Annotated in this window: 13 protein-coding genes; 5 read left to right on the forward strand and 8 right to left on the reverse strand. The window is 29.3% G+C overall.

The window, feature by feature from the left end:
* The first annotated feature begins 48 nt into the window (after positions 1 to 48).
* Together ABNT61_RS10160 and ABNT61_RS10165 are read left to right on the forward strand one after the other, a co-directional pair.
* Positions 49 to 1797, forward strand: a complete 1749-nt coding sequence (locus tag ABNT61_RS10160; protein ID WP_348743114.1) for a tetratricopeptide repeat protein — start codon at positions 49 to 51, stop codon at positions 1795 to 1797.
* A gap of 154 nt (positions 1798 to 1951) precedes the next feature.
* Entirely contained in the window at positions 1952 to 3835 is a 1884-nt protein-coding gene (locus ABNT61_RS10165; RefSeq protein ID WP_348743115.1) for a hypothetical protein, read from the forward strand.
* On the opposite strand, the gene ABNT61_RS10170 is transcribed toward ABNT61_RS10165, so the two are convergent.
* The 8 genes from ABNT61_RS10170 to ABNT61_RS10205 all read right to left on the reverse strand — a co-directional run bounded on the left by ABNT61_RS10170 (position 3832) and on the right by ABNT61_RS10205 (position 9361).
* Positions 3832 to 4377, reverse strand: a complete 546-nt coding sequence (locus ABNT61_RS10170; protein ID WP_348743116.1) for an AAA family ATPase — start codon at positions 4375 to 4377, stop codon at positions 3832 to 3834. The two genes, ABNT61_RS10165 and ABNT61_RS10170, sit on opposite strands and share 4 nt — an antisense overlap.
* A gap of 5 nt (positions 4378 to 4382) precedes the next feature.
* Positions 4383 to 5018, reverse strand: coding sequence for a hypothetical protein (locus ABNT61_RS10175; RefSeq protein ID WP_348743117.1), 636 nt, complete (start codon positions 5016 to 5018; stop codon positions 4383 to 4385).
* A gap of 74 nt (positions 5019 to 5092) precedes the next feature.
* Entirely contained in the window at positions 5093 to 5653 is a 561-nt protein-coding gene (locus tag ABNT61_RS10180; RefSeq protein WP_348743118.1) for a Crp/Fnr family transcriptional regulator, read from the reverse strand.
* A 103-nt stretch (positions 5654 to 5756) separates the two neighbouring features.
* A complete protein-coding gene (locus ABNT61_RS10185) occupies positions 5757 to 6404 on the reverse strand; it encodes a DUF4386 domain-containing protein (RefSeq protein ID WP_348743119.1) in 648 nt (215 codons plus the stop codon).
* A 121-nt stretch (positions 6405 to 6525) separates the two neighbouring features.
* Positions 6526 to 7410 (reverse strand): alpha/beta hydrolase, encoded by an 885-nt coding sequence (locus ABNT61_RS10190; protein ID WP_348743120.1) that lies wholly within the window; start codon positions 7408 to 7410, stop codon positions 6526 to 6528.
* A 25-nt stretch (positions 7411 to 7435) separates the two neighbouring features.
* Entirely contained in the window at positions 7436 to 8068 is a 633-nt protein-coding gene (locus ABNT61_RS10195; RefSeq protein WP_348743121.1) for a hypothetical protein, read from the reverse strand.
* Positions 8069 to 8132: 64 nt separating this feature from the next.
* Positions 8133 to 8597 carry an SRPBCC domain-containing protein gene (locus tag ABNT61_RS10200; protein ID WP_348743122.1) on the reverse strand — a complete coding sequence of 155 codons (465 nt, stop codon included), beginning with the start codon at positions 8595 to 8597 and terminating at the stop codon, positions 8133 to 8135.
* 29 nt (positions 8598 to 8626) lie between these two features.
* Entirely contained in the window at positions 8627 to 9361 is a 735-nt protein-coding gene (locus ABNT61_RS10205) for a hypothetical protein (RefSeq protein ID WP_348743123.1), read from the reverse strand.
* A 191-nt stretch (positions 9362 to 9552) separates the two neighbouring features.
* Between ABNT61_RS10205 and ABNT61_RS10210 the strand changes: the two genes are divergently transcribed.
* The 3 genes from ABNT61_RS10210 to ABNT61_RS10220 all read left to right on the forward strand — a co-directional run bounded on the left by ABNT61_RS10210 (position 9553) and on the right by ABNT61_RS10220 (position 11628).
* Positions 9553 to 10116 (forward strand): Crp/Fnr family transcriptional regulator, encoded by a 564-nt coding sequence (locus ABNT61_RS10210; protein WP_348743124.1) that lies wholly within the window; start codon positions 9553 to 9555, stop codon positions 10114 to 10116.
* Positions 10117 to 10209: 93 nt separating this feature from the next.
* Positions 10210 to 10698 (forward strand): Crp/Fnr family transcriptional regulator, encoded by a 489-nt coding sequence (locus tag ABNT61_RS10215; protein ID WP_348743125.1) that lies wholly within the window; start codon positions 10210 to 10212, stop codon positions 10696 to 10698.
* A gap of 66 nt (positions 10699 to 10764) precedes the next feature.
* Complete coding sequence (locus tag ABNT61_RS10220; protein WP_348743126.1) at positions 10765 to 11628, forward strand: alpha/beta hydrolase family protein; 864 nt, start codon at positions 10765 to 10767, stop codon at positions 11626 to 11628.
* The last annotated feature ends 139 nt before the right edge of the window (positions 11629 to 11767 follow it).

Below are 11767 nucleotides of genomic sequence, written 5' to 3' on the forward strand. Positions count from 1 at the left end.
AAGATAATTTCAATTAACTTTAGAGAGTCTTAATCATTCCCTTACTTTATGCAGAAGCTAATCTGTTTTTTTATTGTCCTTCTTTCTTTGAACTCTTTTTCTCAAAAAGAGAAATCTAAACTGGAGAAACTACACGAATCTATTCAAACCTCAACTAACGATTCTATTAAAATTGTAAACTACCTTCGACTGAATGCGTACTATCATGTTCGTGATTTGAACAAGGCAGATTCATTACTAACAGAAATTTTAAAAATGTTAGATACTGTAGATTATGATTCACGAAAACATCAAGGTCAAATTTATAGCCGAAGAGGAATAATTTCTAGAATTAGAAGTAATTATCCTAAGTCTTTACGAAATTACAATAAGGCTAATAAGCTTTATGAACAAATTAAAGACACCAATAAACTTATTACCATTAACATGAATATTGGTAATTTATATTCTTATCAATATGACTACATAAGTGCTGATAAGCATTTCAAAAAAGCTGTTAATATTAATACCAAACCCTACAAGAAACAACTTGGAGTAAGCTACAGAATGCTTGCTGGAAATTTTAATCATAGAGAAATAATGGATTCTGCTTTTTACTACTTAGAAAAAGCCCGAGTTATTTTTAAAGAAACAAAAGCCGACTTAGAGTATTTTGCTTCAAATATTCAGTTTGTGCGATATTCATTACAAGAATATCACTCTAAATATCCTGCTGAAGAATTAGATGGAAAACGCACTTTACAAGATTTGAATGGAACTTATTCCTACAATGATTTAATTTCTATGGCGAAAGAAACTACTCGTTTCTTTAAAAAGGAAGAACACAAACATTATCTGACCGAAAGTTATTATGATTTAGCGAAGATAAATTATGAATTCAAAAAGTATCAATTAGCAAAAAAATATGCCGATACTACTATACTCCTGGCCAACCAAATCGAAAAGAAACATTTGGAATCAAAGACTTATGAGTTAAGAAGTATGATCTATGAAAAAATAGGAAAACTCAGCCTTGCTCTAAAAGATTATAAAACCTACGAAAAAACTCAAAACGACATTTATACGGACAAAAAGTCAAAAGAAATAAAGGAGATAGAAATGGCAAACGCTTTTGCTAAAAAGAAATTGAAAGACAGTATTTTATTCGTAAAACAGAAAGAAATATTAGTTCTTGAAAAAGATAAAGCATTGGCACAAAATAAATTTATTGGTCTTTTGAGTATTATTGGTTTAGTGATTGCTTTTTTTGTAATTAGAATCTTAAGAAAAAGATGGATTAAAGAACGTAAACTTGGTAAGTTATTTGAGAAAAAATTAAAGAAAAGCGACGAAGAAATTTCGATTTTAAGTTCGGACAAAAAGAAACTTACTGAGGAAGTAAATGAGCTTTTAACGGAAACTGTTATTCATTTGCAAACCAAAGAAAAACTTGCGAATAATCTGTCTAAATTATCTCATGAAGAAGAAGGTGTTACTCTAAAAGGAATTATTGCCGATTTAAAAGCCGACAAACTAGAAGATTCAAAAATTTTAGTACTCAAAAAAAATATTGAAACTCTTAATTATGATTTTCTAAAAAGCTTAAAGGAACTGCATCCAAATCTTACAAAAACAGATATTGAAGTTTGTTCTTTTATTAAAATAGGGTTTTCAAGGAAGGAAATTGCAAGTTTACGTAAAACAAGTATTGACGCTATAAAATCAACAAGATTCAGACTGAAAAAGAAACTCAATCTTGGAGCTGATCAATCTTTAGATGCATATATCACTTCCATTTCAGTACCTCAAAAGCTTTAGAATTAAAAGCTTTCAAATTCAATTTATTTCATTTAAATTTGAGTTAATTCTAGAAACTTTCTAGTCGTAACTTAAATAAAGTTTACTGCTATTATCTATAACAATAGTTGTAATTCTAAATCATAAAAACATTCCTGAACTTTAACCGCATTAAATGAGCAAGCAAGTTTTATTTTCTATACTATTTCTTACGTTTTGTTTTCAAGTTTTCTCTCAAAAATCAATTGAAGAATTAACGAGTCAATTAGAAAAAACAACCGAAAAGAAAGCTCGATTCGAACTATTAGATGAGTTGACAAAAAAAACTGTTAATGAAAATTCAGATAGGAAGATTGCTTTTTTAAAAGAATATATTTCTTTAGGTAAAGAATTCAAAGAGTACGATTTATTCGCAAAAAAGTCGCGCTTTTTAATTGAACACTTTACAAGTATTGCTCAATTAGATTCTACAAAATATTATGTAGACGAAATGTTAGAGTATAAAAAATTCTTTAAGGATCCAACAACAGAAGCACACCTATTACTTAAAAGAGCAAGTTTCTTTTATAATACAGATAAATATCAAAAAGCAATTGCTGATTACAAACGTTCAGGTGACATTTTCATTAAGGAAAATAAAGGTGTTATTAATGCCGCAGATGCACGACTTTTTACAGCTCAGGTTTATAACGATTTAAATGAATTTTTAAATGCGGTTACGAACTACGAAGAAGCCTATAAATTATATGACAAATTAAATGATAACTTTTATAAAAACTTCACATTAGCAGAACTAGCTGGTATTTATTCACAAAATGGTTTTCACGAAAAATCAATTGCAGAGCGCGAAAAGGTTCTTCAAAACGCTAAGGAAATAAAAGACTACACTTCCTTATGTTATGCTTATGGTAATTTAGCTAAGATTCATCAAAAAGTTAAGAATTTTGATAAAGTTAAAAAGTATATAGACTCTACTACTATTTATGTTGATAGTGTACAAAACAGGCAACAAAAAGTAATGTCTAATTTGTTTTTAGCTAACTTAAATGTGGATTACAATTTAGATTTAGACAATGTCACTGAAGCTGAGAAATACTTGGAAGAAGCTAAAACTTGGGTGCAAAAATCTAGCGCGCCAGAATTCTTCCAGAGAATGAATTATGAATACCAAGCCAAAGTTTATAGTAAAAAGAAAGATTACAGAAAGGCAGAAGAAGCCTTAAAGAAAGTATTAGCATTAAAAGGTCAAGAAGGACAAGAAGAAAAAGTTAAAAGTGCAGAAAAGGAATTGGCCAAAGTTTACGGAGCTACAGGACAGTATAAAAAAGCTTATGAACATCTAAACACATATCTGGAGCTAGAAGAAGCAAATAATAAGCTTATAAAGGATAACACCTTTTTATATTATCAATCTAAGTTTGAAACTGAACGAAAGGATCAAGAGATTTTTAAAAAGAAAACAGAAATCGAATTACTTTCAAAAGACAAAGAAATTGAAAAACAAAAACGAAGATTAACAGTAGCTATTCTATTGATTGTATTTTTAATTTCTTTTATGATTTTTTATGTATTGTGGAGAAAAGCTAAGAGAAAAAGAAGAGCTTTAGCAAGAGAGATCGTTGATTTAAATACAGAGGTTACCACCAAAAAAGAAGAAGTGAATGAATTATTAGCAGAAACTATAATTCACCTTCGATCTAAAGAAAAGTTAGCGGAAAATTTATCTAAGCTTTCTCACGAAGAAGAAGGAGTTAGTTTACGAAGTATTATTGCTGATTTAAAAGCCGATAAATTAGAAGATTCTAAAATTGTTATTTTAAAACAAAATATTGAGTCTCTGAATTATGAGTTTTTAAAATCACTAAAAAATCAACATCCAAACCTTACTAAAACTGATATTGAGGTGTGTTCTTTCATTAAAATTGGACTTTCAAGAAAAGAGATTTCTAACCTGAGAAAAACAAGTATTGATGCAATAAAGTCAACGAGATTTAGATTAAAAAAGAAGCTAAATCTTAGTGCCGATCAATCGTTAGATGAGTATATCAAATCGATTTAAGTATTCAATTTTCGTATTTCATTTACTATGATATCAACATTTACATTAAACTCGGTTTTTCCATCAATATGCAAAACTTTACATTGTAAATGTTCCAACCAATGAACATGATATGCTAATGTTTTCCCTGTAAAATAAGGATTATCATATTGTCTTGCCCAATTTAGAAACTCCTTGGAATTTTGAATAATATATTCATCACTCTCAAGTTTTTCTCCATATCGTTCCTTTTCTCTTTTCACAAGTCTTTTTATTCGTTCTTCATGTTCCAGTTGTATAAACACAACTAAATCAAACACCTCACTCCATTCCTCTCCCCAACTCAGCATACAACCACTTAAAACCACATTCTCATTTTTAAAAAAATCTTTTTTTATATTATCATTTCTAAGAGTTAAAGCAACTTTTTCCTGATAAGGTGGAGAAGTTTTCTTCCAATAATAATCATCAGAATCTAAATGAGTATATCCAATCACCTCAGCCACTTCTTTACCTAATGAAGTTTTACCTGTGCCAGAAGCTCCAAATATCATTATTTTCATTACTTCTAATTCTTCGTTTTTATTAGAGAAAAGCCACTAAGTAAGATCCAAACTGTAATACTAAACACAAAAAACCTAAAGCCAAATAAGCTTGTAATTGCAAAATTTAGGACTAAACTGATTAATGTGAGTAACAAGATAATCATCCCAAAATATCCTATTAAACTAAAGCGATTCTTTAGTCTTATCATAAGCCAAGAGTACAATCCTATTGCTGCAATCAATGAAACTATAAACACGTAATCTAAAGCTTTATTAATTGAAAAACCATAAGACACAATTACACTAATCGTCTTTTTACTTTCTTCAAGAACATCAAGATTCTTAGATAGAAAACTAGGTAATATTATTCCGTTAAACAATGCAGCTAACATGGCTGCAAATAATCCAAAAGCAACAATGACTAAAGCTAAAGTTGATAATTTTCTATTCTCTGAAAGACTTTTTGACAAACCATAAAACCCAAACAACATAAAAGGAAGACAAATAATTGCTATTGAATGTGATACTTTTAGAATTTCAGCCTGCTTAACGATTTCCATAATGTTTCCTCCAGAAGGATGTAAAATCATTGTAACAATGGCCAATAATGAACCTACTGATAAAGAAATCCCAGTACTTTTGTAGAATTGCTGTTCCATATAAACTTAAAATTTACGTTCACAACAAATATCTAATGACGGCTAAAAATTAACACTTGATTACGATCAAGAAATCAACTAATTCTTTTCCTAACTCTACTTAACGTTTCTGGTGTTATTTTTAGATAAGAGGCTATTACCTTTTGAGGAAATTTTCGAATAACAATTGGCTTGTTTTCTAGAAGGTGAATATATTTTTCATCGGGCGAATTATTGTTATCATAAAATTCAATTCTTGATACAGCCTGATCTAATAGCTTACCTATCTTAAAAAACTCTTGAGATATAGCAATCAATTTATGAATAGAATCTATTGATAATTTATACACAAAACTTTCTTCACAAGCTTGAATTGCATATTTAGAAGGCTTTCTAGTTGTAAAACTTTTGTGATTTAACATCCAATCGCTTTCAGTATATAAATCAATTACGTTTACGTCTTGATTATGATCAACAGCATACTGATAAAAACTTCCATAATTCAAAAAAAACACTTCTGAATTAACTTCGCCTTCCTTTAAAATAAATTCATCTTTTTCTATTTTCACATACTGCAGTTCGTTCTGCAAAAGCAATTTTTCTTTATCCGTAAAATGGATATTATAATTTGCAAGTGTTGAAAATAATTTTGTCATTTATTCCACAATATAATTTTAAATCCTTGAAACGAAAATCATAATTATATCAGATTATTCAATAAAAACATTAAATGAATATTGTCATTAAGACTAACTCCGTTTAATTCTCGGTGGTTTCATTTAATAAGTTCGGTCCTTTTATAACAAACCATAATATAAAAATTACTTCTCCAATGGTGAGTATTTCTGAAATATTAAATATCATTTCATAATTAGGAAATACTATTTTCACTGCAGCACTTAGTAAATATCCTACTCCACCCGCATATAAAAAATAGCCTATTAGAATAGGGAAATATTTAGATTTTATCGCCAATTTACCTAATGGAAATAACCATAGACCCCAGAAAATAGTTGCCATTGTTAAAGAATATCTTTTAAAATTGAAATGACTCATTACAATCTCAGATTGATCAAGAGTTGAAAGTATTTGTAAATCATAGATACTCCCGAATAATGCTATTGGTGCGGCAACCAAACTAAAAGCAAGCATCAACATAGCCTGTGTCGCATCTGTTTGCCTAAAAACTTTATATAATAAAATAGGAATAACAATATATAAGAGTTGAGTTATAATGCTTGCTAGAATTCCCACTCTAAAGAGTAATTCATTATTCTTTATGTTTTCTGTTGTAGCTAATGGATTTTCACTTACAACAAAAACCGAAGGAATATACATTAAAGCAAACATGCCAATAATCATCCAAACGGGATACAAAATTCGTAATGTTAAAAAAGTATTTTTCATAATTAAAAAGATATCTACCTTATGACGAATGACATAAGTATATGCAACACTACTTTCGAGAAATTTTATCCAACAGCTTAAATTTCTATAATAGCCTAACGAATAAATTAAAAAGAGCTCCCTAATTAAGTAAACTAATAAGTTGCTTTAAAGAAATACTTGATTCCTTCATAATTGGTAAAAACGGCCAAATATGTGGCATGTTTTCTCCATGAATTACTTTAAATTTTACTTTTTCTTTTTGAAGTATATCTTTAAGTACTATTCCATCAGGATACATAATATCATTCTCTGCAAGAAAAAGTATAGTTTCAGGAAAACCTTTAAAACTTCCGTAAATTGGAGATATTATAGGATCTTTTAATGAAACGTCTCCCGCACACATTTTTTTAGCACTGAAAATTCCTTTTTTAGAAAGCATCGGATCAATAACATCGTACTTATCAATATCTGGATTAGTTAATGATGCATCCATAACCGGTGAAACAAGTTGTATTTGTTTTGGTAAAGATTTGCTATTCTTAATAAGCCTTTGTGTTAATGCAGTTACTAAAGTTCCACCTACAGAATCACCTAATAAAATAATGTTCTCGGAATCAAACTCTTCAGTTGCTTGATCATACACAGCTTCAATATTCTCAGAGATTTCTATAATTTTATGCTCTGGTGCTTTAGGGTAATTACACAACCAAATAGTATAATCTGTTGCTTTAACTATAGTTTTAATAGTTTCCCAATGATGTTTTGCTGGACCAGAGATAAATGCACCTCCATGCACAAATACAATTAACTTATTTGAGTTATCGCTATGACGTACTTCGGTAACTTCAGTTTTTAAAACTTGAAATCTTCTTTTAATGTGTCTTTTAAAAAAACTTCCTTTAGGTTTGAAAACATCTTCTTTTCGGATTTTCTTAAAGTTTATAGGATCTTCGCTAAATAATTTTTTCAATCCTTTTAACTTGATAACCCAATGAGTCAAATAAAATGTGAAGCTTTGTTTCATATTTTTAAACAACTAATTCAAGAAATTATTTACTTAAAGACCATTCATGCTCTACATTAAATTGAACTGCAAGCGTAAGTTTTTCGTTTGTTGAAATTTTTAGTAATACTGCTTTTGCTGAACCTTTTACTTCTTGTTTTCCTGTTTTGTAATAAGTCCCATCCTCTACCTCTCCTATATCTTTTACTGAATCAATTTTGAATTCATTTGACCCTTCAGATAATAACACATAACTATCTTGCACATCGTCTAACAAACCACTAGACTTTGCTTGGTTATAGGTTTTCTCAGTTATAATATTTTCTCCTATCGAAAAAAATGAGAGTTTATCTTGGCCTTCAAGCGTAATTGTTTTTAAGTCATACTTCCCTACTTTTAACTTCGGGTCTAATGAATTTTCTACTTTAGAAAAGCCTAAATTAAGAGGATGTTTCTCATAAAATCCTTCATCAGTCATAACGTTAAATGTAGTTATAATGGTACCTTTTCTTAAACCATTACTGCTTCTTAATTCAAACTCTCCACTACTTGAGTCTTTTCCAATTTGAATATTACAGTAATACTTAGATTTGGTTTCAGTTACATTTGAATTAGTTTCGATTTCCTTAAACGGAATAATAGTATTGATGAATACTAACAAGACGATTTTCTTGATCATTTTTCTAGATATTTGGTTTTATAAATTAAATATAGTGGGTTTATTTTAATTAATATTCAGTTCTTTATGTTAAATCCCATAGTAATTCCGCCAATCTATCAAAAGCTGCATCCCAACCGCTTAAAACACCTTGTTTTTCTTGTTCTAATTTGTATGCTTCCGTTGGGTGAATTACGTTAAAAGTGAAATTAGTTTTTCCTTCATCTTTCTCAAAAAACACTTCCAACACTACTCCTTCCGTTTTCGGTTTAAAGTTAGCTTCACTTACTACTTTTTTATGATTAACAATCTCCCTAAAAGCTCCTTCTGCTGTAAATGCCAGTCCATTTGGCATTGACATTATATACTTCCAATTACTTCCTACATTAAAATCATAATTGATAATCTTGGTTTCCATTCCTTCGGGACTCCACCATTTTAGAATATACTCTGGTTTTGTGTAACATATCCAAACCAACTCTAAAGGTGAACCAAATGTTCTTTTAAGAGTTAGTGTTCTCCTAGTTTTATCTACTATTGTTTTACTCATAAACTTTATATTAAAAATTAATAAGACTGTTAATTCTTACGTTCCATAATCATTTTCCTACCTTTTGCATGTATGACTTGCTTCAGGATATCTCTAGTGAATTGATCTATATAGAAAATTATAGTTGTAGAGTTATCTGAAATATCACTAGTTGTTTGAACTTCCCAAACTGCTCTTTTCTTTCCTTTAAATTCTATTATTTTTTCTGTTGCTCCTTTAATTGATGCAGTCATTACACCAATTTTCAAATTCGGACTATAGTCAAAGATTGAAATTTTGGATTTATAGCCTTCCTCTAATGGAAGAAACCTTATAAGTTGTGGATAAAAATTACTATCAAAAAAAGAGTTCTCTACTTTCTCCAAAATTTGGGTTTTCTCTTGGTTCTGCTTATCGTAATAACTACCAGTAATGTTGTCTCCAAAAAATAAAATAATATCTCTTTGTTGATTATAAGATGAATGATAAATCGGAGTGAAATCTTTTGAATTTACTATTGTACTGTCAATCCAACTCCCTTTTGAATTATTCATTTTTATTTTAGTTGTTAGATAAATCTTATCACCTTCCTTATTCATAACAGTATTTACATTTCCTATTGATATTTTCTTATTATCAAAGGTCATATACCAATCCATTTCATATGTCTCTGATTTAAGAAGATCGACATTTGAAGTATTATCCTTTGGACTTATATCGATTTGCGCGAATGATTTGACCAAGACAAATACCGAGAACAACAAAATTTTTAGATTATGTGACATTAATTCTTTTTAAATTCAACAATCCAAAGATTAGAATTATAGTCTGAAAATTATTTGACATTTATCAAATAATACAATTTCTTATTCTTCTAGCTTTGTTCTTATAATTTTCGTGCAGAAGTAACAAGTCCCTTTGTGTTTCGTCAAATCAATAACATAAGACATTTTTTAAGCGAAAAAAAGTATCACAAATGCACAACTTGTTACGAAAATTTCAAGAAATAGCACATCTATCAAAAGAAAGTGAAATAATGCTATTGAATACAATTGAACGAATTGAGTATCCTGCTAAAACAAACCTACAAGAAATTGGAAAGGTTTGTAACAGCATTTACTTCGTTGAAAAAGGTGTTGCAAGAACTTATTATTATAAAGATGGTAAAGACATAACTTATTGGATCGTAACTGAAAATGATTTTGTCGGAGCAATGGGTAGTTTTTTTACAAGAGAACCTAGCAATAAATTAGTAGAAACTATTGAACCTTGTATACTGTGGAAATTTGATTTTGACAAACTGGAAGAACTATTTCAGGTAAATCAAGAATTGGAAAGATCAGCAAGATTATTTTCTTATTATGGTATTGGATTATTAGAAAAACGGGCTGACAGTTTACATTTTAATACTGCTAAAGAACGTTACGATATTATCTTAGAAAAACAACCCGATGTATTAAAACGTGTTCCTTTAGGAATAGTTGCTTCTTATTTAGGAATTACTCAAGAAACACTCAGTAGAATTAGAGCAAATAAATAATATAGAATTATTAAAGAAATAGATTACATATACGAACACTTTGAAACCTACATTAAACTTTCAGAAGAGTTAAAAGTAGAGTTAGCAAATAGATTGGAACTTAAAACTTTTACTAAAGGAGAGTTAATTTTAAACGCCAATCAGATTTGTACTGAAAGCTATTTTATTCGTGAAGGAATTGTAAGAACATACTTTTTAAAAGACGGAAAAGAAATAAGTGAATATTTCTGTAGTGTAAATGAATGGGTAAATTCTCCAAAAAGTTTTATGAGAAGAACAACAGACATTTATTTTATTGACGCTATTGAAGATACAGTAGCTTTTAAATTGCATGTAAATGACCTTATGTATTTATTTGAAAAATTTCCCGAAATGGAGCGATATGCTAGATTATCAATGGGAAGTGTTTTTGGTCATTTGATGGAAAGAATTGCATCAATGCGTTTTACATCTGCAAAGGAACGCTATCTTCATTTTAAAGAAATTTATGCAAATATATATCCAAGAATACCATTAGGTATGGTAGCTACTTATTTGGGTATTACACAAGAAACTTTGAGTAGAATAAGGTCTCAAAAATGATTATTTGATATAGGTCAAAGGATTAGACATTCTTGTTTACTAGATTTGGTTCTAAATTAATATCGAATGAGAAAAAAAATCAAAATCCTAGTAATTGTCTTTGTATCACTTTTAGTTTTCGGACTTATATTCCTTTTCACTCACGTTCCAAAACTATCAGATAAACACGGGGTTGTAGAAGCTAAATTATACTTGGGTAATTCTGAAAACCAACCATTGTTTGTTGGTTTTGGTGGCGGTGGCGGTGGTAATGATTGGACTCGAACGTATTTAAAACAAAAACGTGATAGTTTAAACAATAGAGGATTTGCAGTATTGGCAATTGGGTATTTTAATGCTAATGGAACTCCTGAAAATTTAGATAGAATTTCTCTTGACGCTATAAAAGACACAATTTTATCTATTGCTAACCATCCTAAAATTGATAATTCTAAAATCATATTATTCGGTGGTTCTCGTGGTGGTGAACTTGTTTTGAATTTAGCAAGTAGATACAAAGAATTTAACGGAGTAATTGCGGCATCTACATCTCATGTTAGCTTTCCCGCAATTACAATTTATGCGAATACTTCTTCTTGGACGTACAAAGGTCAGGAAGTTCCTTATGTTCCTGCACCTTTAAAAACGATATCACCTGCGATAAAAGGAGATTTATACACCGCGCATTCAATGATGCTTGAAGATAAAGAAGCTGTAAAAAATGCAGAAATTGAAGTTGAAAATATTAAAGGTCCAGTTTTAATCATCTCAGGTAAAAAAGACGATCAATGGCCTGCATCTCAAATGTCCGAACAAATTATGAAAAGGTTAAGGGAACATAATTTTAAACATTATCATCATCATGTTCAACTAAACGGAGGTCATGTAGCACCTTTAAAGAATTTTAATGTGGTTTATGAATTCCTTGACAATCATTTTAAAAATAACTAAGATTACTTCACATTGATGAAACGAAATAAAGAACGCTTTGCTAAAATTTTAACTTTAAAAATTCTAAGTATGTAACACTTTTAAAAACCAAATATAATCAACATAAATGATTATAATTAATTTGGAATTTGTTTTAAAA

It is taken from the genome of Tenacibaculum sp. 190524A05c (assembly GCF_964036595.1).
Taxonomy (GTDB): Bacteria; Bacteroidota; Bacteroidia; order Flavobacteriales; family Flavobacteriaceae; genus Polaribacter; species Polaribacter platacis.